The 26,538-nt window shown below is 34.5% G+C and carries 15 protein-coding genes; 10 read left to right on the top strand and 5 right to left on the bottom strand.

Annotated elements, in window-relative coordinates; all coding sequences use genetic code 11:
• Positions 1-114: 114 nt before the first annotated feature.
• A complete protein-coding gene (locus CHB80_RS12380; protein ID WP_089371778.1) occupies positions 115-2,919 on the bottom strand; it encodes a helix-turn-helix and ligand-binding sensor domain-containing protein in 2,805 nt (934 codons plus the stop codon).
• Between the two features lie 436 nt (positions 2,920-3,355).
• Between CHB80_RS12380 and CHB80_RS12375 the strand changes: the two genes are divergently transcribed.
• The 8 genes from CHB80_RS12375 (at position 3,356) to CHB80_RS12340 (ending at position 19,730) form a co-directional block, all read left to right on the top strand.
• Positions 3,356-6,472, top strand: a complete 3,117-nt coding sequence (locus CHB80_RS12375) for a glycoside hydrolase family 2 TIM barrel-domain containing protein (RefSeq protein WP_089371777.1) — start codon at positions 3,356-3,358, stop codon at positions 6,470-6,472.
• 6 nt (positions 6,473-6,478) lie between these two features.
• Entirely contained in the window at positions 6,479-8,761 is a 2,283-nt protein-coding gene (locus CHB80_RS12370; RefSeq protein ID WP_089371776.1) for a carbohydrate binding domain-containing protein, read from the top strand.
• Between the two features lie 130 nt (positions 8,762-8,891).
• Positions 8,892-9,758, top strand: a complete 867-nt coding sequence (locus tag CHB80_RS12365) for a glycoside hydrolase family 16 protein (protein ID WP_089371775.1) — start codon at positions 8,892-8,894, stop codon at positions 9,756-9,758.
• Positions 9,759-9,951: 193 nt separating this feature from the next.
• Positions 9,952-13,422 (top strand): hypothetical protein, encoded by a 3,471-nt coding sequence (locus tag CHB80_RS12360; protein WP_089371774.1) that lies wholly within the window; start codon positions 9,952-9,954, stop codon positions 13,420-13,422.
• Positions 13,423-13,496: 74 nt separating this feature from the next.
• A complete protein-coding gene (locus CHB80_RS12355; RefSeq protein ID WP_089371773.1) occupies positions 13,497-14,786 on the top strand; it encodes a glycosyl hydrolase family 17 protein in 1,290 nt (429 codons plus the stop codon).
• A gap of 5 nt (positions 14,787-14,791) precedes the next feature.
• Entirely contained in the window at positions 14,792-16,300 is a 1,509-nt protein-coding gene (locus CHB80_RS12350) for a glycoside hydrolase family 30 protein (RefSeq protein ID WP_089371772.1), read from the top strand.
• A gap of 188 nt (positions 16,301-16,488) precedes the next feature.
• A complete protein-coding gene (locus CHB80_RS12345; protein ID WP_089371771.1) occupies positions 16,489-18,816 on the top strand; it encodes an MFS transporter in 2,328 nt (775 codons plus the stop codon).
• A 5-nt stretch (positions 18,817-18,821) separates the two neighbouring features.
• A complete protein-coding gene (locus tag CHB80_RS12340) occupies positions 18,822-19,730 on the top strand; it encodes a glycoside hydrolase family 17 protein (RefSeq protein ID WP_089371770.1) in 909 nt (302 codons plus the stop codon).
• A gap of 124 nt (positions 19,731-19,854) precedes the next feature.
• Here CHB80_RS12340 and CHB80_RS12335 read toward each other — a convergent pair whose 3' ends face one another.
• Positions 19,855-20,496 (bottom strand): DUF1684 domain-containing protein, encoded by a 642-nt coding sequence (locus tag CHB80_RS12335; protein ID WP_179218148.1) that lies wholly within the window; start codon positions 20,494-20,496, stop codon positions 19,855-19,857.
• Between the two features lie 255 nt (positions 20,497-20,751).
• On the opposite strand from CHB80_RS12335, the gene CHB80_RS12330 reads away from it, so the two are divergent.
• Positions 20,752-21,996 (top strand): MFS transporter, encoded by a 1,245-nt coding sequence (locus CHB80_RS12330; protein ID WP_089371768.1) that lies wholly within the window; start codon positions 20,752-20,754, stop codon positions 21,994-21,996.
• Complete coding sequence (locus CHB80_RS12325; RefSeq protein ID WP_229746848.1) at positions 21,993-22,769, top strand: DJ-1/PfpI family protein; 777 nt, start codon at positions 21,993-21,995, stop codon at positions 22,767-22,769. The genes CHB80_RS12330 and CHB80_RS12325 overlap by 4 nt, the downstream gene beginning before the upstream one ends.
• Before the next feature lie 129 nt (positions 22,770-22,898).
• Here the strand turns inward: CHB80_RS12325 and CHB80_RS12320 are convergent, their stop codons facing one another.
• The 3 genes from CHB80_RS12320 to CHB80_RS12310 all read right to left on the bottom strand — a co-directional run bounded on the left by CHB80_RS12320 (position 22,899) and on the right by CHB80_RS12310 (position 26,480).
• Positions 22,899-24,041, bottom strand: coding sequence for a metallophosphoesterase (locus tag CHB80_RS12320; RefSeq protein ID WP_089371767.1), 1,143 nt, complete (start codon positions 24,039-24,041; stop codon positions 22,899-22,901).
• Positions 24,042-24,082: 41 nt separating this feature from the next.
• Complete coding sequence (locus tag CHB80_RS24625; protein ID WP_089371766.1) at positions 24,083-25,000, bottom strand: TolB-like translocation protein; 918 nt, start codon at positions 24,998-25,000, stop codon at positions 24,083-24,085.
• 103 nt (positions 25,001-25,103) lie between these two features.
• Complete coding sequence (locus CHB80_RS12310; RefSeq protein WP_089371765.1) at positions 25,104-26,480, bottom strand: hypothetical protein; 1,377 nt, start codon at positions 26,478-26,480, stop codon at positions 25,104-25,106.
• Between the last annotated feature and the right edge of the window lie 58 nt (positions 26,481-26,538).

Here is a 26,538-nt window from a genome sequence, read left to right as displayed (position 1 = left end):
ATGTTTACAGGCTTTTAGAAAGAATATTCTGAAATGTTAAAAAAAGAAAAAGTTTAAACAAAATACACCATTGTTGTGGTAATGTTGTATTCTAAAACTTAAATGTTGTATCACTTAAAGATTAATGAAGTAGTCATTTAGATTAACATCCCTTGATAAATCTAGTTTCTTACGGAGTCTGTAGCGTTTTATTTCAACACTACGTGAGGAGATATTTAATAATGGTGCAATTTCTTTAGAAGACATATTTAACCTTAAATAGACACATAACTTTAAATCATTAGCGGTCAAAGTAGGATGCTTTTCTTTTACCTTTCTAAAAAAATCTTTGTCGGCGTGATTAAAAGCCTCTTCAAAGAAATTCCAATCTTCTTCATTCTCGATAGTCTTATCAACTAACGAGACAATTTTATTTATATCTTCGATTTTTTCGGCTTTTAATAAAGCGTTTTTGATAGCGTTTAGAGTTTTATTTTTATTAACCATGTTCATCGTAGAAACCGCTAGTTCTCTATTACGCGCATCTATATCCTGCTTCAAGTTAGCGTTATTCAATTCTACAATTTGCTTTTCACTCTCTAAAGCTTTAAGCTCCATATCTTTTTTTGTTCGTTCAAGAGCACGATCTTGTTGTTTTTTGTAGTAACGTTTGTAAAACCAATTCAACAAGATAAATAATAGTATCGTTAGGATAACATATAATACAATACTAAGATTAGATAAATACCATGGGCGTTCAATACTAAAAGAATATTGTATTTCATTACTAGTCTCTTCTCCAGCTACACGAGCCTTAGCTTTAAAGGTATAAGAGTTATGAGGTAAATTATCAAAATGTATACTTGAATTTGTAGTCCATGGACTCCATACATCATACAACCCTTCTAATAAATAAGAGTATTCTGTAGTATGAAATTTATCATACTCAGGAACACTATACGAGAAGCTTATATTATTATCTCTTGAGGAGAGCTCTATTTTATCATTGTAAGATACTAATTGAGGTTCACTGCCTAAACTATGAACAGCAACAGTTTTAAGATTTATTTTATAATCTTGAATCTCATTCTCATCTTCAGATGTATTTACTATAATATATCCATTTGAAGTTCCTAATAGATATTCATTTTCACGTATGTTAACAAAACTTTCATACCCTTCTACAGTATTACGTAAGCTAATTGGGATAGATATTTTTTTTACTGAATAATCGCCATCCAATTTATCGCTTTCAATACTAATAAGGTTATCTTTTGTAAATGTCCATAATTTATCTTGGTCTTCTACAAGCTTTCCAGTCACGAAAATATCATCATTAAATATAATACTAAGCTTTTCATTAAAGACAAATCCTTGTTTTTCTGGATTATATATAAAGACACCTTCTTTATTTGCATAAAAAACAGTTTCATCCAATCTAGATAAACTTGAATGCTCTCCTATGTTAATAGAGGTATGTTTAAATACCTCTTCGGCATCTTTATACATAGGATCTACTTTTATTTCAAAAACTCCTTTATATTCATGATTAACAAGAATTCTATTTCCATCTATAATTTCAAAATGTTTAGATGAGTTTACAAAATTTTTAATTTTATTTCTGACACGCCAACCGGAGTTAATGTATTCTAAAACATACAATCCGTCATAATTACCTTGCAAAAGAAAGTTATCATAGCCTGGTATTTTCTTGATATCCCATGTACCTTCAATAGTAGCAATCAATTGTGGTTTTATACCTTCTATAAGATATGTTCCATTATTATGTCCGCAAAAAAGAACACCATCTATAACTCTTAAACTCCAAACTTGCCCTTCAGTGCCGGGCATTCTTATAAAATCAGATTGTGATGCTTCTGGTTTATAAAATAATCCTTGATTTGTTCCTAAATACAAATATCCATTTACTATCGCAGAGGCATATATAGTACCTAACTCACCACTTACATCAATGTATTGATGAAAAGGGCTTTGACTATTTATACAATCAATTCCAGCATCTAAACCTATCCATAAATTTTCATCTTTATCTTCTAATAATGCAAGTGCCGTATTATTATTTAAACCATTTCCTTGTTTAATTTGATATTGAAACGTTCCTTCTTTTGAAAGTTGAACAATCCCATTTTCAATAGTTCCTAATACAATAGATTTATTTTTACGTTGAAGAGCGCTATAAATAGTATACTCTTTTATAGACTCATTACTTAATACATCCCAAGGGACTACTTGTTGTTTATCTATAGTATAAAACCCATTGTTTGCTGTAATCCCTATCAATTCTCCATCTATTCGAAAGAGGTTGATTAAACGCTCTTGAAAAAGTACAGGGTCAGCACTAAAAAGAATAGGTTGTCCTTTCTGTATCGTATATAGTCCTTCTCCTTTAACCTGAAAAAGCAAATCATCATCTACCAAAAACAAACGTGTAATTTGTTTATCAGGAGTAATCATTTGAATTTGATTCCCAACAGTATCATAAATATAAATACGGTTTAAAGATTGAAAAAGAACATATTGCCCATAGCTTTCTATATTCCAAATATGCTCATCTTCTATCATTTCTATTTTTAGACTAGTAACAATAGAAGTATATTGTAAAACACCATAAACATCCTTTTCCCAAACACCAAAATCCATATAGGCGCCAGTATACACCTTATCTGAAACAGCCTTAACACCTCTGAGAATAGTCCTATTTGGAGAAGGGTACAAATCCCATTGTGCACCATTAAAAGCTAATAAACCCCTATTATTAGCTACATATATTGTTTTTTCTGGACCTTGAGTAAGCATCCAGTTCTGATTATCAGCATCATATATACTAGGTAGATAATTTACAACGGGTGGTAGTTCTTGAGCTTTCGCGAAAGCAAAGGAAAATAGTAAAAAACTTATACGTATAATATACTTGGTCATTTTAAATGTTTTTTACTTTAATGAAAACTTAAAAGATTAGATCTTCTTAATCATATAAACAAACCCTATTTATCTTAAAAAATAGTTAATGATGATACTTTTTGCCTACATCTTACAAGAGCAATGCCTATACAAGAAATAAAATCACTACAACATTAATACAACATTAACATAAAATTAACATAACATAGCAGTATTTCAACAATTTTTTAATGTTAAAAAAACAATCTCTCAAATATCCATATTCTTAATAATAACAGGCTAAAAACATCAAATTCTCAATAAAACACATTCAAATTAGCGAAATGTATAGTTTTTGTGCATTTATATTTAATGTTATTCACAATTCATAATTCTATATTTACTAGACACATAAGATTAAAATTCATCATTATCTCAAAATGATGTATACATACTTACTAAAACCAATGATTCAATGAAACATTATTTATTAAGACTATTTCTATTTCTTGCCACAACATCATTAGTTGCTCAAGCTAATAAAGTAACTCTGGAAAATGCTAGTGACGGCACGAAATTATTAGTAGACGGGCAAAAGTTTATGATTAATGGTATGAATTGGGATTATATTCCAATTGGTCAAACCGTAGCAACAACATCCTATCAATTCTGGAATCAATCTGATGATATTATAAAGGAAGCGTTAGATGCAGAGATGTCACTCCTTAAAAACATGGGGGTAAATGCCATAAGACAATATGTAGGCGTGAAACCCAAATGGGTTCAATACATTTATGAAAATTATGGTATTTATACCATGATTAATCATTCATTTGGACGTTATGGCCTTACAATAGATGGAGCATGGCAACCTATTACTGATTATGCAGATCCTCGTGTAAAAGAGCTTCTAATCAAAGAGACTACCGCAATGGCCCGAGAATTTAAAGATACTCCTGGGATATTAATGTTTCTATTAGGTAATGAAAATAACTACGGTCTTTTTTGGGATGGAGCTGAAACAGAAGATATTCCAGAAGAAGATAGTCGAATTAAACCTAGAGCTAGAGCTATGTATAAGCTCTTTAATGAAGCGACTATCGAAATGAAAAAAATTATCACTTCGCAACCTATTGCAATTTGTAATGGAGATTTACTTTTCTTAGATATTGTAGCAGAAGAATGTAAAGACATTGATATTTATGGTACAAACATGTACCGAGGCGTTTCTTTTGGTGATGCTTTTGAAAGAGTGAAAAATGAGTTTGGAAAACCAATCTTATTTACTGAATTTGGATCAGATGCTTTTAATGCTGTTCAAAATCAGGAAGACCAAAAAGCCCAAGCATATTATATGGTTGGAAATTGGAAAGAGATTTATGCAAATGCTGCTGGTTTAGGTAAAGCAGAAAATTCATTAGGTGGATTCACTTTTCAATTTAGTGATGGCTGGTGGAAATATGGTCAAACTACAAACCTAGACACCCATGATAATAATGCCTCTTGGGATAATGGTGGATACGAATTCGATTTTGTAGAAGGAGAAAACAATATGAATGAAGAGTGGTTTGGTATCTGTGCAAAAGGGCCTACAAATGCTAAAGGACTTTATACATTATACCCTAGAGCTGCATATTATGCATTAAAAGAAGCACATCAATTGAATCCTTATGCATTAGGAACAACTGCTGTCTCTGTTGATAATCACTTTAATAATATTCAACTCATCGATGCGGTATTAAGAGCTCGTGGTGATAAAGCTGCCTCTGGAAGTTCAGGAGGAAGTAAAATAAAAATAAGTTCATTAAGAGCTGAATTTACCACATTTAATACAGGAGGTAAGCGTATAACCACTCCAGACGATAGAGATCCTAATGCTAACGTATTTCCTGATCAATTAGGATTTGACAATATGGAGTCATACTACATTGGTGTAGAAGCAAGTCCAATGCCAGGATTAAAAGCAAACGTTATCACCAACATTTTAGGAAATGTTGCAAGAAATCCTATTGACGAAATTTTCTTTGAAAATAGAGGACGACCAATAAATGTTGAGACTGATAATGGAATTGTACCTATTACAGACAATAATAGAGTTCAAATATACCAGGCTGAATTTGATTGGAACACAAAATATGCCAATGTAAAAGGTTTCTACCGTACAGGTCATTATCACTGGGGATATGAAGGCGATTTCTTCGGATTATATCCTGAAGCAAATTACGGACCTAATATAGATTTATATAATGGGTTAGCTCCTTTTGGTTTTGAATTTGAAGGAAAGAAAGAATTTAAAGGACTTAAAGTTGCATTTGGTCCAGAATTATGGTGGGGAGCCAATCCTGCTGTTCTTGTAAAATATGAGAAGCAATTAGGAAAATATAAAGTAGCAGGTATCTTTCACGAAGATATTGCTCAACAAGGAGGAGCTGGTGTTACATCAGGAGCAATTCCTCAACCAAGAACTCGAAGATTTACTGGATATGCAGAACGTAAATTTGGTAAGTTTGATGTAGAATTAGGTGCTATTTGGGGTGGTCAACCTTTAAATGGAAGAGAATATCAAATTGTTCAGAATGATGAAAATGGAAATACGAATGTTCTTGTTAACACTATCGATTCTGATGATAATTGGGGAGGTAAAGTGAAAATTAAATATACTGGTGGTAGATTCAACTGGTATGCTCAAGCTGCTGCACAAGGACTTGTAGCTGGTGGAGGTGCAGATTATACTAAAACATTCACAGGATGGAGATTAAAAGATAGTGGAAGCGGTAATCAATATAATTTCTTAACGGGTTTCACATATACTATAGGAGATTTACAAATTGCGCCTAACTTCTTATGGCAAGAGCCTTTAGTTGATCCAATTCCATTAGGATCACCTGCTCCTGCTAGAGCTAGAAACATTCTTGCAGATCCATTTGTTGTAAGAGCAAATAGAAGAACTACCGCAGGAGAAATACTATTAACCTACGATCCTACTCCTGGATCATGGTTTTATGAATGGGATAATGACAGAGCTGAAGATGCTCCATTTGCTGCAAGTTTAGGTTTTGTATACCGTCACCTTCCAACTACACAAGATGCAGCTATTGGATTCTTTGGTAATAGCCGTGCTCCTGTTGCATTTGACTCTGCACCATCTGCACAAGATTTATGGGAGATAAATGGTAGAGTGGTTTCTAAATTTACTCCAGATTTTGGGTTTATTGCTAATTTCTTTGGAGGTAATGGTCAAGCAAACGGAAGTGATGATAGAGTTATTTATAGATATGGTACTGATGTACGTGTGATTTATAACAAACTTAAATTAATGACCGAAGTAAAAATAGATGATTGGGGACCTTTTGATTTCCATAGAGATTTTAACCTTACATTCCCATTTCAATTTAAAGTAGACCTTTCTACTACAGTAGGTAAACCAGATTGGTTTATTCTTCCAAACACACGTATTGGTATTCGTTATACTTGGCGTTCTTTAGATAATTTCTCTCCGAGATTTCAATTTCAAGACCCAATTGACATGGGATTCCCTAACGGAAATGAATGGGAAATTAGAACATATTTACACATTAACATTGGAAAATAAAAAGTCATGAAGAAGATATTCACAACAAAAAAATTAAGCTACTTAATAGCTACTCTATTTTTAGTTTTTAATTATGGTTGTCAGCCAGATGACGAGAACTTACCAGAAGCTACTTTTCCAAATATAGCAGATGTATTCATAGATTCATTTAGTGCTGGTCTACAATACGCAGCCTTTGGAACTTCTAAAGTAACTGCATTTGATGTAGATTCAGATATTACATTCCAAGGTGATCTAGCTATGCGATTTGATATTCCTAACACAAATGATCCAGAAGGAGGTTTTGCAGGAGGGGTATTCACTACAGGCGTAGGTAGAAATTTAACCGATTATAATGTATTAACGTTTTATGCAAGAGCTTCAAAAGGAGAAACCATAAATCAAATAGGATTTGGATTAACCTTCGAAGGAGAAACGTTTAGAACACAAGTAAATGGTATCCAAGTAGGAACTGCATGGCAGAAATATTTTATCCCAATTCCTAATTCGGCGAGACTTACACAAGAAAGAGGAATGCTTTGGATAGCAGAAGCAGCAGACGACGGAAGCTCATACCAATTATGGATAGATGAAGTAAAGTTTGAAAACTTAAATACTATTATACTAGAGAGTGCTCAAATATTGAATGGAGCAGATCAAGTAACAGCAGCATCAGCGGGAAGTACAATTACTATAGATGGAACATCTGCTACTTATAACTTACCTTCTGGTGTTTTACAGAGTCTTACAACAACAGCAGCTTATTTTGATTATATTTCTTCTAATGAATCTGTTGCTACTGTAGATGAATTAGGTGTTGTATCAGTACTAAGTGATTCAGGTTCTTCAATTATAAGTGCTACATTAAACGGTCTTGAAGCCGATGGATCAATCACATTTATGGATGTAGACGCATCTGGTAATGTAGATGACTCTGCAAATACAGAAATAATGCTTCCTATAGGTTTTGAATCTTCAACCCTAGCCTATAACCCTGTAGAATTTGGAGGGGCTCCTTCAGCAGTAGCTGCAAATCCTCAAGTAGGAGGTTTAAATAACAGTAACAATGTCTTACGTACACAAAAAGTAACAGGATCAGAAACTTTTGCTGGAATGATTATGGATTTAGATGTTTCAGTAGATTTCTCAGGATCAGAGCAAGTCACTGCATTAGTATTTGCTCCAGAAGCAGGTACTACAGTATTGTTAGGGTTTGAAGATGGAGCTATTGGGCAAGCATCTCAAGTTTCAGCTACGGCTACTACTACGGTTTCTAACCAATGGCAAGAACTTACTTTTGATTATACAGGAACAACAAACCCTGCTACAAGTTATAATAGAATGGTGCTTATATATAATAACGGAACTCCAGGAGATGATTCTGTATACTTTATGGATGACATTCAATTAACCGACGGCGATGGCGGCGGAGGTGGCGGTGGCGACAATTTGCTGATCAATGGAGACTTCGAACAAGGAATGACTGTATGGGAAGGAAATGGATTTAACGTACAAACCGATGGAGGTAACAGCTTTAACTTTGTAGATGTTGCTACAGCTGGTGATCCATTTGCTGTAAACTTAAGTCAAAGAGGGTTAGATATTTCAGATGGTGACACCTTTACATTAACTTTTGATGCTTCTACAGATGCTGCAACTGGTAGTCGTACTATGATTGCAGGAATAGGTCTTTTTGAAGCTCCTTTCACAAATCAAGCGATGGAAGTTACTGTGACAGATGTAACACAAACATTTACTATAGAACTTACAGCAAATTTCACTTCTACAGATAGTCGCGTGCTATTTGACATGGGAGCAGATACTGGTGTTTTAGTTATTGATAATGTTATTCTAGAATTAAATGACGGCGGCGGAGGCGGCGGAGGTGATAACGAATTGACTAATGGAGACTTCGAACAAGGAATGACTGTATGGGAAGGAAATGGATTTAATGTACAAACCGATGGAGGTAACAGCTTTAACTTTGTAGATGTTGCTACAGCTGGTGATCCTTTTGCTGTGAATCTTAGCCAAAGAGGATTGATAATTAATTCTGGAGAGACCTTTACATTAACTTTTGATGCTTCTACAGATGCAGCTACTGGTAGTCGAACCATGATTGCAGGTATAGGACTCTTTGTCGCACCATTTACAAACCAAAGTATGGAAGTCACCGTAACCGAAACCACTCAAACATTTACCCTTGAGCTTACAGCTGATTTTACCACTACAGATGGACGTGTATTATTTGACATGGGAGCAGATACTGGTGTACTAGTAATTGATAATGTATCACTAGTACAAAATTAAAGACATAAAATTATTTAATAAAGTGATAGAAGATATAGCTTCATGATACGCTTTCGCGAAAGCGTACTTAGGCAACACCTAACTGTACTATATGATCCTATATCTTTTGTTACTCACTAAAAAAAGAAAAATGAAAATAAAAAATGTAATCTCAAAAAGTATTGCCTTCGCTTTTATAGCTATAGCTATGCTAAGTTGTAATGACGATGAAGGAAGCTCTATTGGTCTCACAAATCTTAATCTCGTATTTGAAGATGACTTTAATGGAGAAGCAGGAGCAGCTATTAATTCAGAATTTTGGAATTTTGATATAGGTACTGGACAAAACGGTTGGGGAAATCAAGAGCTTCAATATTATACAGATCGTCCAGAAAATGTATCCTTAGATGGTCAAGGAAATATGGTTATTACGGCGCGTAGAGAAAATTTTCAAGGATCAGCTTTTACATCTGCTAGAATAAACACTAGAGATAAAGTAGAACAACAATATGGTCGTTTTGAAGCAAGAATTCAAATGCCAGGAGGGCGTGGTGTTTGGCCAGCTTTCTGGATGCTAGGAAGTAATATAGAAACAGAACCAGATGATGACCCAGCTACCATTGCATGGCCATTTGTTGGTGAAATAGATGTTACTGAAATGAGAGGTCAAGAGCCTTTCAGAACTATCGGAAGTATACACGGGCCAGGATATTCTGGAGGAGGTGCTATCTCTGGTGAGTTAGATCTAGAAGATGAGCGTTTTGATACAGAATTTCATGAATTTGCTATCGAATGGAGTCCTGATTTTATAGACTACTTTATTGATGGTATTCGTTTTAATAGAATCACTAAGGATGATATTCCTAATGGTGCCGACTGGGTTTTTGATGATCAACCATTCTTTATTCTATTAAATGTTGCAGTAGGTGGAACTTTTGTAGGCTTTCCAGTAGACTCTACTCCTTTACCTCAACAAATGATTGTAGACTATGTGCGTATATACGAGATAGCAAACTAATCAAGATTTATAACAAAATAACAACATAGTAGGTTCTATAGCATCAAACAAAAAACTATCAAGTAGTTTGATGCTATAGAAAATACGGTGACATCCCTAAAATAAAATACTATTATATCTAGTGTTTCAGATACAATACTATTTGTTAATAATAATGAGCTCTCTATAAGAGCCATTAACGTGAAAATCACAGATGACAAAACAATCTATTTATATAGGAAATAAACAAGCCGCTTTTAATGATCATGAAATTAAAGGAGAGCTACTCAAATTTGATAACGAAGTATATTATAAGATATCAAACAGTGATCAAATGAGACCCTTTTTTATGAGTATCATTAGCAATTCAAATCATTGGATGTTCATAGCTAGTAATGGAGGTTTATCTGCTGGTAGGAAGGATTCAGATAATTCATTATTTCCCTATTATACAGATGATAAAATTACCGAATCTGCAGATGTAACTGGCAGCAAAACGTTGCTTAAAGTACAAAAGGATGACAAGGTGTTTTTATGGGAACCCTTTTCTAATAAATACAAAGGGGTGTATGATATTACTAGAAACCTATATAAAAACACGTATGGAAACAAAGTTATTTTTGAAGAACATAATACAGATTTAGGACTTACCTATAGATACCAATGGAGTTCTAGCGATACCTATGGCTTTGTCAAAAAATCTACACTCATAAACAATCAGGAAACATCTGTAAAAGTAACACTGTTAGATGGTTTACAAAACATTGTTCCATATGGTGTAGGTGAAGATTTACAAAAAGCAAGTAGTAACCTAGTAGATGCCTATAAGCGTAACGAGCTCATAGAAGATTCTGGTGTTGGTTTATATGCTCTTAGTGCCATTATTGTTGATAAAGCAGAGCCAAGCGAAGCATTAAAAAGTAATATTATTTGGTCTTTAGGTATAGACAACCCTACCTACCTTGTATCTTCTCTCCAATTAGAATCATTTAGACGAGGAGAAACTATTCATCAAGAAACAGATGTAAAAGCAGAAAGAGGTGCCTATTTTGTATCTACAGATATTGAACTTCAGAATAAAGGAAAAAAAGAATGGATACTCATTGCCGATGTAAACCATACCATAAGCTCTATCACTGAGATTTCTGAAAAAATAAAAACAACTCCTAACCTTATGGAGTTAGTACAAAAAGATATTGATCAAGGAACAACACACCTTTTAGAATTAGCGGGTGCATCAGATGGAATGCAACTCAGTGACAATAAACTCAGAAATACACGTCATTTTTCAAATACACTCTTCAATATCATGAGAGGAGGTATTTTTGATCATAATTATCAAATAGAAAAGTGGGATTTTAAAACCTATATCACAAAAGCAAACATCACTGTTTTTGAAAAAGAAAAAACAACAATAGAAGCTTTACCTGATCAATTCTCACTTGGCTTCTTAAAAGATATAGCTGCTCAAAGTGATGATCCACATTTTAAAAGATTATGCTTAGAATACATGCCATTAAAATTTAGTAGAAGGCATGGAGATCCAAGTAGACCTTGGAATAAGTTTTCAATTAACACACGTAGTGAAGTAGATGGTTCTAAAATACTAGATTACGAAGGAAACTGGAGAGATATTTTTCAAAACTGGGAAGCATTATCACTCGCTTACCCTGATTTTATTGAGAGTATGATTCATAAGTTTCTGAATGCGACTACCTTTGATGGATACAATCCGTACCGTGTTACAAAAGGTGGTTTTGATTGGGAAACTATAGAAGAAGATAATCCTTGGGCTTATATTGGATATTGGGGTGACCATCAGATCATTTACTTACAAAAGTTTTTAGAGATTATAGAAGACCATCATCCGGGGAAGCTTGCTAGTTATTTTGATAAAGATCTCTTTGTATATGCAAATGTCCCATATATCATAAAAGAGTATACAGAAATACTAAAAAACCCAAAAGATACTATTGATTTTGATTTTGATCTTGATGATAAGATCAACAAAAGAAGAGCTATTGTAGGTGTAGATGGTGCCCTATTACATACCACAGATAATGAAATCTACAATGTGAATCTTATCGAGAAAATATTGGCAACAGTATTGGCTAAAATATCCAATTTCATTCCAGAAGCTGGTATTTGGTTAAATACACAACGTCCAGAATGGAACGATGCTAATAATGCACTTGTAGGAAATGGGGTTTCTATGGTAACCTTATATTACCTAAGAAGATTCCTTCACTTTTTTGGGAATATCATAGCAAATGCAGATATCGAAGAAACTAAAATATCTAAAGAGTTACACGAGTTTTATACAGGTATAACCTACACACTTAGTACACATAGAGATTTATTAAACGAAACTATTTCTGATACAAATCGTAAGACTATTCTGGATGGTTTAGGTACTGCTGCTAGCACCTATAGAACACAGATATATAAAAACACATTTTCTGGTAAAAAAGAAACTATTTCATTACAAAATATTTCTGATTTTATCACAACAAGTCTATCGTATATAGAACATACCATAGATGCAAATAAACGAGAAGATAACTTATACCACGCATATAATTTGATGACTGTAAAGGGAGATCATGAAATTGCGGTGAGTTATTTAGAAGAAATGTTAGAAGGTCAAGTAAGCGTATTAAGTTCTGGATACCTTAGTTCAAAAGAAAATCTAGAGGTACTAGACGCTTTAAAAAGTAGTGCACTATTCAGAGAAGATCAATACAGCTATCTCCTCTACCCTAACAAAGAATTAGCGAAGTTTTTAGATAAAAATCAAATTCCTGAAAAAGCAATAAGCGAATCAAAGCTTTTGCAACAACTTCTTGATCATGATAATGTTCAGATAGTGCAGAAAGACATCAAAGGTACGTATCACTTCAATGGTAATTTTAATAATGCAAAGAGATTAAATGAAGCATTAGATACCTTAGACGCAAGCTATCAAGGACTCGTCGCTAAAGAACGTCAGTTCTTATTAGATACTTATGAGCTTGTGTTTAACCACAAAGCATTTACTGGAAGATCAGGAACCTTCTTTGGGTATGAAGGCTTAGGTTCTATCTACTGGCATATGGTTTCCAAATTACTACTAGCTGCGCAAGAATGTTGTTTAAAAGCTATTAGAGAGCAGGAAAGCGATGAAACTATTGGTAGATTATTAGAGCATTACTATGAAATAAATGAAGGTATTGGTGTACATAAATCGCCAAAACTATATGGAGCTTTCCCAACAGATCCTTATTCCCATACACCCGCAGGTAAAGGAGCACAACAACCAGGAATGACTGGGCAAGTAAAAGAAGATATTCTAAGTCGTTTTGGAGAATTAGGTGTTTTTGTGAATGATGGAAAACTTCAATTTAGTCCATATATGCTTCGTAAATCAGAATTTTTAAATACATCCCAATCATTTGATTATATAGATATAAACCTTAAAAAACAAACGATTCATATCCCTAAAGACGCTATTTGCTTTACCTATTGTCAAATACCAGTGATCTATACCATTTCAGAAAAAGCATGTATAGAAGTACGCTCAAAAGAAGGGACTTCTCAAACTTTTGATGCATTGCATTTAGATAACAACATAAGTAAGCAAGTATTTAGCCGTACAGGAGATATTGTTCAAATACACGTATCGGTAACTAACAACTATTTAAAATAGCATGTATACGCTTTCGCGAAAGCGTATAAAAGCAACATACTTTTAATAAGAAATATAAAATAATACAAGAACCCATGAAAAATATAAAACACATCATAGTTGGATTGCTTCTATCTTTTTGTGGATGGTCTTGTAAAGAAGATATGAAAGCCCCTGAAACACCAAAAGAACAAACAATAAAAAAAGTGACTGCTAAAGATATATTAGGAAATCCAGACTATTTAGCCATCTCTTATGGTGGATACCGTATGACTTCTCGTGACAGTCAGCCCACAATACCACAGTTAAAGGAAGATATGAAATTGCTGCATGCAATGGATATTAAAGTATTAAGAACTTATAATGTTCAGTTAGCACAGGCATCTAATATCCTAAAAGCTATTAAAGAGCTTAAAGAAGAAGACGCTAGTTTTGAAATGTATGTAATGTTAGGCGCCTGGATAGATTGTCTAAATGCATGGACTGAACTGGAACCAAATCACAATGTAGAAAGTCCAGATAATGCTGCCGAAATTGATAGAGCAGTAAAATTAGCACAACAATACCCAGATATTGTAAAAATAATCGCTGTAGGTAATGAAGCTATGGTCAAATGGGCTACCTCCTATTATGTACAGCCAGATGTTATTTTAAAATGGGTAAATCATTTACAAAATCTTAAAGCAACAGGGACACTTTCAAAAGACTTGTGGATTACGAGTTCAGATAATTTTGCTTCTTGGGGAGGTGGAGAAAATCAATACCACGTCAAAGCATTAGAAGATCTTATACAAGCAGTAGATTACCTATCTGTACACACCTACCCTATGCATGACACACATTACAACCCAGCATTTTGGGGTGTATTTGGACATGAAAATGAACGAACACATCTAGAAAAAATTGATGTGGCTATGTTACGTGCTAAAAAATATGCCATGGCTCAAACAGATAGCGTGGCTAGTTATATGAAAAGCTTAGGAATAGATAAGCCTATTCATATTGGCGAAACCGGATGGGCAAGCGCATCTAATGGCTTATACGGTCCTAATGGATCTAAGGCAACAGATGAATATAAAGAGGCACTATACTATGAGCATATGCGTGATTGGACCAATGAAAATGGAATGTCATGCTTCTATTTTGAAGCCTTTGATGAGCCATGGAAAGATGCACATAACAGCGGAGGATCAGAAAATCATTTTGGTCTTTTTACAGTAGATGGAAAAGCAAAATATGCACTTTGGAAACTTGTAGATCAACAGGTATTTAAAGGGTTAACACGTAATGGAAATCCAATAACCAAAACCTATAACGGAGATAAAGAAGCATTACTAACCGATGTGTTATCTCCTCCTGAAAAAGGAAAGGTACTAGTGAATTAATACTTATGAAACTATTTAAAACATATCCGCTATTTATACTTGTTATTACCGTAATGGCATGCACTAAAGAAAAAGAACAATCAAAAACACTTCAAGTAGACGTCTATGAGACCTCAGCAAGTGGAAATAAATTAACGGCTGTGCAAACAATTTCTGAAGCTGATACTTTAGAAAAAATCACGCTGTTTCCAGAAAAAGAATTACAAACTATTACTGGATTTGGAGGAGCTTTTACAGAATCTTCTGCCTATTTACTAAACCGTTTAAGCAAGAAAAATAGAGATACCATTATACAAGCCTACTTTAGTAAAGAAGGGGCTAATTATTCACTTACGAGAACCCATATGAACTCTTGTGATTTTTCATTATCACAATACTCATACGCTCCAGTTGAAGATGATATGGAACTGGAGCATTTTACAATTCAAGAAGACAAAGAGGATCTTATTCCTATGATTAAAGATGCCATGGCTGCATCTGAAGATGGATTTAAAATCTTTGCATCACCATGGACAGCTTCCCCATGGATGAAAGATAACAACGAGTGGGTAGGAGGAAAATTATTACCTAAATATTACGATACATGGGCTTTATTCTTTTCAAAATATGTAGACGCATATAAAGCCGAAGGTATTGACATATGGGGCTTCACAGTAGAAAATGAGCCGCATGGAAATGGTAACAATTGGGAAAGTATGCACTACACCCCTGATGAGATGACCAATTTTGTACAAAACCATTTAGGCCCAAAACTAGAAACAGATGGGCATGGTGACAAAATCATTTTAGGATATGACCAAAATAGAGCAGGTTTAAAAGAATGGGTAGACTCTATGTATGCTACCGAAGAAACTTCAAAATATTTTGATGGCACTGCGATACACTGGTATGAAAGTACTTATGAAGTATTTCCCGAAGAATTACAATACGCACACAATAAAGCTCCCAATAAATTACTAATAGAAACCGAAGGTTGTATCGATTCTGAAGTTCCCGCTTGGAAAGACGATATGTGGTACTGGAGTAAAAAATCTACAGATTGGGGATATGATTGGCGTGAAGAAGAAAAAAAATACTTACACCCTAAATATGCTCCTGTAAACAGATATGCAAGAGACATCATAGGTTGCCTTAACAATTGGGTAGACGGATGGGTAGATTGGAATATGGTGTTAGACACCCAAGGAGGTCCAAACTGGTTTAAAAACTGGTGTGCAGCACCCGTTATTGTAGATCCAGAAAAAGATGAAGTATACTTTACACCGCTATACTACACCATGGCGCATTTTAGTAAATACATACGCCCTGGAGCAAAAGTAATTGCTCTTGAGAGTACAGCAGATAAGAAATTTATGGTCACTGCTGCCAAAAACCCTGATGGCTCTATTGCTGTTGTTGTTTTTAATGAAGAACCACAAGCAAGAGATTTTAGCTTAACACTTAAAGAAGAAACTGTAAACCTTCATATTGAAGGACAAGCATTACAAACTATTATGATCCCAAGTCGTAAATAAAACATATACATAATGAATAACATAGATCGTAATATGGTAAAGAATGAATACGCTTTCGCGAAATCGAACTCGTGAGACCTGTCTGCCGGCAGGCAGGTTCACGACTAGAGGGAGAATGAAATGGTAAAGCGTACCCAGAACTATCATCACTTTCTATGAACTAATTACTAATTAAAACTCTAAAAATTATGTCCACAACTACCCAAAAAGTTCCACTCGGTCAAAAAATTGCCTTTGGTGTCGGAATGTTTGCCAATCAAATGTTTCCTGCTATACTAGGAATATTCATGGTGGTACTAGTAGAAGATTTAAAATTTACTGGATTAATGTGGGCCATGATTTATTTATTTCCTAGGCTATTTGATGCAATTACAGATCCTATCATGGGCTTCATTTCTGATAATACAAAATCAAAATGGGGAAGACGTAGAATATATGTTCTTATAGGAGGATTCATCATGGGAGTTTCTTATATCTTTATGTGGCAACTCTTTAAAGAAAACACAGTTCAATATAATTTTTGGTACTTCTTTCTTTGGTCGGTTGTATTTTATTTAGGTCTTACATTTTTTAGTGTACCCTATGTGGCGATGGGATATGAAATGAGTGATGATTTCCATGAACGTACAAGCATTATGGCCATTGCTCAGTGGATTGGACAATGGGCTTGGGTAATAGCCCCATTATTTTGGATCATTATGTACGATCCTGAGTGGTTCCCCTCTGCCGAAGTAGCCGTTAGAGAACTGGCCATATGGGTCGCTATTCCATGTGCATTCTGCGCCATGGTTCCTGCACTTTTTATAAAAGGCGAATCTACAGTAGATAAAGATTATGAACCATTAAATTTTGCTAACATAGGAGGAAGTGTTAAAAAAATACTTCGAAGTTTTGTAGAAGCTTTTAAAATTAAAGAATTTAGAAAATTATGCGGAGCTACATTCTTTATATACAACGCTTTTATGGCGGTATCATCACTAACATTTTTTGTCATTGTATATAAACTATTTAATGGAGACGCCGGGGCATCTGGTATATGGGTTTCTTTATTTGGATGTTTAGGTGCTTTAGGAACAACATTTATTGTAATCCCTATTGTAGCGACTCTTGCAAAAAAGATAGGTAAGAAAAAAGCATTTATGATTTCTCAAAGTATTTCTATAGTTGGGTACATTATGCTATACTTCTTATTTGTTCCAGGAAAACCTTGGTTATATATTATTGCACTTCCATTCTTCTCATTTGGTATCGGAAGTTTATTTACCATTATGATGTCTATGACAGCAGATGTTATTGATGTAGATGAGCTAAACTCTGGCAAACGTAGAGAAGGAATTTTTGGGGCCATTTATTGGTGGATGGTTAAAGTAGGTTTTGCTATTGCTGGAGCTTTTAGCGGATTAATAATTTGGTTAGTTGGTTTTAATTCAGATTTAGCTACGATAGATCAGCAAGGTGCTGTAGATGGATTACACGCTTTCTTTTGTGCCTTCCCAGTATTAGGTACAATCGCTGCTATGTATATTATGAAAGATTATGCCATTGATGAAGCCAGAGCTAATGAAATTCGTGCAGAACTAGAAAAACGCAAAAAACCAACTTCTTTTTACCAAACTGGTAAGCTCGCAACACTCATGGGTGCTTCAGTACCTACCGATTCAAAATACGATATAGATTTTAGCGAGATGTCAACCGATGAAATCAAATCACTATTCTCCAAGTCACTAAATGGTGGTTTACACGGGATATGCTTTAGTCCATATACAGAAGGACAGGATATTGGTGATCAACTATCTGAAGCGCAAATACAACGCCGTATGGATGTTATTGCTCCATACACCAAATGGGTGCGTTCATTCTCTTGTACAAATGGAAATGAATTCATTCCTCAAGCAGCACATAATAAAGGCCTAAAAACCATGGTAGGTGCATGGATTGGGAATGATAAAGCTCAAAATAACAAAGAGATTGATGCGCTTATTCAACTTGCAAAAAACAAGCTTGTAGATATTGCTGTAGTAGGTAACGAAGTATTAATGAGAGGTGATTTAAGTGTACAAGAAATCATAGTACATATCAATAAAGTTAAAAAAGAATTACCAGGCATTCCTGTAGGATATGTAGATGCTTATTATCAATTTCATGAGCATCCAGAACTTATAGAAGTATGTGATGTCATTTTAGTAAACTGTTATCCTTTCTGGGAAGGAAGTAATATAGAAGAGGCTACGCGTTACTTAAGACAAATGTATACGGTGACAAAAGATATTTCTAAAGGAAAACCAGTAATCATTACAGAAACTGGATGGCCAAATCAAGGAGATAGTGTAGCAGGTGCTATGCCTACTACAGAAAATGCTATGAAATACTTCATTTCTGCCAGTAATATGTCTAAAAAGAGTTCTATACCCCTATTCTACTTCTCATCTTTTGATGAGTCATGGAAAGTACATCAAGAAGGTGATGTAGGCGCGCGATGGGGATTATGGGATACTAGTGAAAAATTAAAATATTAATTCATATGTCATATAGAGGAGATCATAATTTTCTACTTGAAAACACAGATTTCACACACCATAAAGGTGTTGATTTTAGCAAGTACACCACCAAAGAATTAGAAAAACTTTGGAGAAAAACATTAAAAGCTGGAATGCACGGACTGTGCTTTAGTATGTATGAAGATGGGCAAGAACCTGGTGATGTGATTACAGAAGCACAAGTAGAACGAAGAATAAATATTATAAAACCTTATACAAAATGGGTGCGTTCCTTCTCTTGTATTGAAGGCAATGAATACATTCCTCGTATAGCACATAAACATGGAATGAAAACTATGGTAGGTGCATGGTTAGGGGATGATTTGCAAAAAAACGAAGATGAGATTGAAGCACTTATTGCACTAGCAAAAGAAGGTTGTGTAGATATTGCTGCTGTAGGTAATGAAGTTATGTATCGTGGTGATCTTACAGAAGAACAATTATTAGACTATATCTACCTTGTTAAAGAAGCCTTACCTGATATTACTGTTGGATATGTAGATGCTTATTATGAATTTTCACATAGACCAAAAATCACAGAAGCATGCGATGTGATCTTATCTAATTGTTATCCCTATTGGGAAGGATGTGATTTAGAAAACTCTTTAAATCACATGCAGCAAATGTTTGGACAAGCTACCCATGCTGCAAATGGTAAAAAAGTAATTATTACAGAAACAGGATGGCCGAGTCACGGAACCAATCTAAAAGGTGCTTTCCCATCTCGTGAAAATGCAATGAAATACTTTATTAATGCACAAGCTTGGTCTGCTAAAGAGAACATAGAATTGTTTTATTTCTCATCATTTGATGAATCATGGAAAGTAGGCCCTGAAGGTGATGTAGGTGCGTATTGGGGATTATGGGATAAACGCGAAAAATTAAAATTTTAAAGATGGTTAATACAAACTAATTAATCTCAGTATAAAGAGTTTATTAAGTAGCTTGAACCCCTTTTAAACAAAACACCCTCATTTTAGGTTTTAAAATGAGGGTGTTTCATATTTTAGATGCGATTTAATGCATTCCAAAATCCTTCACTCCTGCTTCTATCCGAATCGTTAAATCATTATACTCAGGAGGAATAGGACAACTATAGCCAGTGGTATAAGCACAGTAAGGATTATAGCTCTTATTAAAATCTATAATTAATGTATTATCTACAATATCAGATTGTTCTAAATCTATATAACGACCACCACCATAAGAACCATCGCCACTCGTATAATCTGTAAAAGGTAGAAAGAGACTTTGCCCATATTCATCCTCAGGATGATCTATATAATACGTGTTTTGATAGATCGGTAACGTAAAAATCTCATCTTCTATTTCAAATTTTGCAATACCAAACATCACATATTCTCTTGTACGTCCAGATGATAGAGACATCTCAAATGGCGTTGCATCTGGTGTTTTAGTAAACGTTGCGCTTACGCGAAATTTTAAATCGATTGGATAAAATTCTAACCCATTAAAATCTTTTAATTGTTTTTTGCTCAGAATAGAAGTCTCTGGATTTTTATAATCCTCAGAAAGTGATTTCTGATATTCTTGAGCTTGTGCTACAAGTATCCCATCATCAGTATTTATAGAAGTATCTGATTGAGAAATAGCAACTTTTGCAAAAGCAAAAACAACTAAAAAAATATAAATTTTCATTTTTCTTGTTTTAAAAGCATACAAGTAACACATTTTTTATTTAGTTTTGAAGTATCAAATAAAGAAAAAATGAAGCAAGTCAATACATGTTACCGATCTCAGAAGTGGAATTTCCACTGTCGGACGCTATGTATTGTCTCTAAATAATAAATTTATAAAGTAACAATTACGAAAGTCCGACCCACTGTGTCGGACTTTTTGCTTTTATAAAGTCGGCACAGGGTATCTATATAAACTCACTAAAACACCTGTGTTATGAAACTCATACTACGCAATTATATAAAAACATTTGAAGGCCTCTCTAAAGAAGTATGGTGGCTGTCACTCATTACTTTTGTAAACCGCTTTGGAGCGATGGTAATTCCATTTCTGTCTATTTACCTTAATGAAAGTATCGGGATTACCTTAGGCGATGTTGGATGGATTATGTCTGCTTATGGTTTAGGATCTGTAGTAGGGTCCTATATTGGGGGGAAACTAACAGATCTCATAGGGTATTATAAAGTAATCCTTTTAAGTCTCTTTTTTACAGGAATTAACTTCTTATGGGTCATGCATGTTGCTGACTTCTGGGGATTATGTTTTTCCTTTTTTATTTTGATCACACTTGCTGATATGGGACGTCCTGCATTTTTTGTAGCACTTAGCGCCTATTCAAAACCAGAAAATAAAACACGATCTCTTACATTGTTACGACTTGCCATTAACTTAGGAATGGGAGCTGGACCAATGATAGGTGGTCTTTTAATTGGTACTGTAGGCTATCATGCGCTCTTTTATGCCGATGGGTTTACCTGTTTGTTAGCAGGCTTATTAATGATGTATGTTTTAAATCCAAAAACGGTAAAAGAAGTAGATAAAGAAGTGATTGTAGAAAACCCTGTAGCACCAGAAAAGGATATCACCTATGTTTATTTTCTTATAGGACTCATGTTATTTGCTATGGCTTTTCTTCCATTATTTACGGTAGTACCCGTTTATTATCGATCTGTTTATGAAATAAGTGAACCAAACATTGGATTACTTATGGGAATCAACCCAATAATGATCGTGCTATTAGAAATGCCATTGGTCGCTTGGCTACTAAAAAAGAAGTATGATAATATACAACTCACTATTATAGGAATTGCGTTTACAGGACTTAGTTATATTGTGCTTGTATGGGAAGCGTGGATAGGTGTTTTATTTATTTCTATTGTACTTATGACTTTTGGAGAAATGATAGGGTTTCCATTTAGTAATAAATTTGCATTAGATCGTTCCAAAATAGGGAAGCAAGGTGCTTTTATGGGATTGTATTCTATGGCTTTTGCTATAGCCAATATTTTTTCTCATAATGCGGGTATGCAAATAACTGCAAAATATGGGTTTAAGGTAGTTTGGTTATTTATATTTGGACTCACAGTTATTGCTTGTTTTTTTATGTACTTATCTAGACGAAAAGTAATGGAAGAAACAACGACAAAACAACTATCTTTAAAATCTAATTTAGACAAATGAAATACATAACACTCCTATTCATCATCTGTTGTGTTATCTCTTGTGGAGATGCTACTATGGATGTGAAAACTGATAAGAATACTGTAGACACTCTAAAAAATGGTAAAGATACTGGTTCTGCTTTCGCGAAAGCAAAACCAACATTAAAAGAAGGTCGCTATAATGTAGCATTCCTGATAATGGATGGTGTTTATAATACCGAGCTTACGGCTCCTTTTGATATTTTCCAGCATACACAGTATCGAGAAAATATCAAACAGATGAATGTATTTACAGTAGCAAATACACTAGATCCTATCCGTACGTTTGAGGGGATGTACCTCCTACCCGATTTTGATTATACGGCATCAGATCTCCCCAACATTGATATTCTGGTAGTACCTAGTGCAGAACATCATCTAGATACCGATTTGGATGATGAAGTAATGATCAATTTTGTAAAAAAGGTAGATCAAAATGCACAGTTTATCACCTCACATTGTGATGGTGCTTTTGTATTGGCAAAAGCAGGATTATTGGATGGTAGTGTTTCTACTACATTCCCAAGTGATATTGATAAAATGCGCGAAACATTTCCGCAATTAGATATCCGTAAAGAAGTATTATTTGTACACGATGGAAAGTACATTACCTCAGCGGGTGGTGCCAAAAGTTTTGAGGCAGCGCTCTATCTGGCAGAACATTTATATGGAGCAGCAATTGCTCGTTCTCTTGCTGGAGGACTTGTTATAGATTGGAAATTGGAGGAAGTTCCTCATTTGATTGTAGACTAAAAATAATAAAAACCCCTATCACTTTGTAAAGGATAGGGGTTCTTTATACACTTTATCACTTTGCTCTCTCTATGGTCGTGAATCTCACAAGTTCGATTTCGCGAAAGCGTATGTAGTATCTTTTAAATATTATTGACACCCAGTATATGGTTGCGGAAACTTCTTAGGATTTTCTTGCCATGTGAGGGTAATCTTATCTCTTGAGGTTGTTGGATGATCTGGAACAGCACTTGTATAGGGATTTCCAATACAAAAGCCTACAGAGTCAAACGCTAATTTTCCACTACTCATCACAGAGATAGTACTATATCCAAAAAAAGGAGCCGCGCCTTCACTACCACCATTTCCTGCAATAATCTGATAGGTACCTCCTCCTAAACTATCATTTATAGGTTGCCAACGCTGATAATCATGTACATGCGCCGATAATAATGCTACCACTTTATTTTCTTGAAATACAGGCCATAACTCTCCTCCTTGCGGTAATCCGGCATGCCCAGTTTCTATATTCCCATCTACATAGTATGGACGATGCGCTAATACAAAAATATGGTCTACTTCTGTATCAGCTTTAAAAGCTTTTACCTGATCATTTACCCAAGTAACAGGAACTTGACCTTCCAATCCTAATCCATAAGGATTACTTGGTCTATCAGGATTATAGCTATCAGAATTCATGACGACAAACCCAACATTATGACGTTTAAATGAGAATGTAAGTCTATTGTCCAGTATATCAGAACTTGGTGCTGTCTTACGTCCTACAGGCATATAAGACTTCATATGAGTAAGCCAGATATCTGTACTTCCTTTTAACGGAAACTCTTTCCATTTATTAGGCTTTACTTCCTTAGAATACAGCATTTCATGATTTCCTGGCACTGCTACCAATTCAATATTTGAAGAACTAAATGCATCACTTTTATATAGTGAATCCCATGCTTTTAATTGCGAATCTAAATTAGGAAGCGTACTCTCAGCAAGTACTAAATCTCCTAAAAAGAAAAACAATTCTGGTTGATCTTTTTTATGAGTGAGCTCGCTAAAAATACGTTGTAATGCATATTTATTGGCAGTAGAAGGAACCGAGCTTGTTGTATCTCCTCTATTCACACGGTTACATCCCATAAAAGAAAAACTAAATAAAATAGAATCTTTAACTACAGTTTCTTTGACTTCTTCTTTGCTTGTTGTTTGAGTTGTTTCTGTGTTGTTTTTACAACTACTTACTAAAATGAGTGCTAAAAAGCTACTCCACATAATACGGTTCATAGGATGGTTAATTTTAAATAATGGTTAGAATTGGTATAAAGTTACATATGTATTGTTCCCAAAAAAATTTGTGTTTTACCTGGTGCGGTAGTTTGCATCCATACTAATTTTGTACCATCAGGCGAAAACTTAGCATGTTGTGAGGGATTATTGGCATTACTTACTGAGACAATAGGTTGATCATAAGGAGCATTTGTTATTTGCTTAAGAAATATTTGCATATTTCCAGATGTTCCGTTTGATAATGCTTCAAAAGCCATCATCTTTCCATCTGGGCTTATCCATGGGGCTCTTCCAATAGTGCCTTTATCTTTACTCGAAAATAAAGCAGGGGCACGACCAGGGGTTTGTATCCATATTTGATTTACATTTTGGTTATATCCATTTGCACTCATTGACTGCCCAGCATAGGCAATCACATTTTTATTTACGGCAGATACAGTACCCATTCCTGTCCATTTCGTAGCAGAGGATACAACTCCTAAAAACTCGCCATGGGTCGTTGCTTTTATAAGGTTTAAAGCATTATAATCTGTAATCAACAATGCTTCTTCATCAGCATTTGATGATGAGTACCAAGCAGGATACGAAAGTTTTATATTTGCTTGATATCCTTGTATAGTAAGTTCCTGAGCACTATTAGGAGCACCACCAGCATCAAGAAGCATTATTTTAGAAATGCCGTTAGAGTTTGCAGTAAAAGCAATTTGATTATTCTTTTGATTAGGATTCCATGACCAAGCAGCACGAAGACAATTATAGGTACTTGATGTATAATACACTTTTTCTGAACCTGGATTATCTATAGGTACAGACCAAAATTCATTAAGAGAGATACCACTTCCACTTCGTTCAAAAAGTACTGTTCTTCCATCGGGACTAAAACAAGGACGCCCATCTACATAAGAGGATCCACTTGAATCAACTTGTGTGATAGCATGTATATCGATAACTTCCATATTTCCAAAAGTTTAGAAATACGAATATAAAAGAAGATACAGTGATATTTATGCGTATATACACCTATTTATGAGTGCGAAATAGATAAATTCTCAACGATAATTAATCATCAAAAAACTTAGATTTCCCTAGGTAAGCTTTTACAATAGCATTCCATTCTTCACCTATACGCAATGCTGTAGTTCCATCTATAGTATATAGAAGTTCATAATCTTTAAAACCACTCTTAAGTAACTCTTCTAAGTAAAATAAAGATGCATTTACATCTCCATCTTTGGCACTTAAAGAGATTGCATTTACAAATGCTTGCTGATTATTAGGATCTACAAGGGTGCGCAATACATTCATAAAAAGTAATTGCTCAATCTTAGGATTTTTCGTTAAAATCTCTTTGTATTTATCTTCTACAAGTGTTTTTGCAAATCCCTTTAAACGAATAGAAGCTTTACGTTCTTGATTATTGGAAGCCGTACTATCTATTTTTGCATCCAAATCATTCATTTGAAAATTCCACCAGCCCAGATTATCAAAGTAAGAATTCTTTGCATCTTCGTTAAGGTAATACTGAAAGTCTTCTGCCAATAAAATCTCTGCATATTTTACGGATGTTCTTCTAGATCGTTTTGCTTTAAAAGTAGCATTACCGCGTATTGTTTTTAATAATTTCTTCTGTGCATCTATCTCTACCCGATCCTTATATTGTTTTTTTAAATCTTGAACAAAACTAAAAGCAGGGAGGTGTTTTTGCTGTCTGTATAACAATTCTCCAAAAGCTAAATCACTTTCATAATAACGTTGTACATCTTCTACGGGAGTGGCTCTTGTCATTAAAATATCAACCATCGCTGCCGATAAGAATCCTGCTTCTGGCCAATCACTACCACCATTATATTCATAATAGCCCGCAAAACTAGAACTACTTCGTAATACGCCCTGATAAGCTCTTAACTTATAATAATTAGGGTTTTCATCTCCAGAGATGAGGGTAAGCTTAATCCTTGAGTTTTTACGAAATATCGTATTGTCTAAATAGATATCATTTATGGCTATAACTCCTTTAATTTTTTGTGTTTTATAAGCGCCTGCAGTAGCTATTAATGCACCGTCTCCTCTCCCGGCTAGAATAATTTTTGTAGCGTCTATTGCATAGCGTTGATATAGCGTATTAATTAGTTTTTCTGTACGTTTTAATCCAGTTTGCAAAGAATCTTTTATGGCAAAATTTGCCCCTATTATAATACTATTTGTGAGTTCTGCTCCAATGGTAAATTGCTGTACTGCTCGATCTCCTTGGTTGGTTTCATCAAAAACAAAAACAACAGGATAATTTCCATTTTCATCGTAAGCTCTGGGAAGGTATAATGCGTACGTTTCATTTTTAGTATCATCCAAGGCTATTTGAGAAATAATGGTGCCTGGAACAATGTCTTGACTTAAAGCAGGAAGGGTCACGAAGAGAAGGAGTACTATATAACGCATATACTATTTTAAATTTTCAACAATTTATATCAAATATCGTGCAAGAAATACTTTAATA

Source organism: Dokdonia pacifica (assembly GCF_900188275.1).
Taxonomy (GTDB): domain Bacteria; phylum Bacteroidota; class Bacteroidia; order Flavobacteriales; family Flavobacteriaceae; genus Dokdonia; species Dokdonia pacifica.
This window is presented reverse-complemented; position numbering and strand designations above follow the sequence as displayed.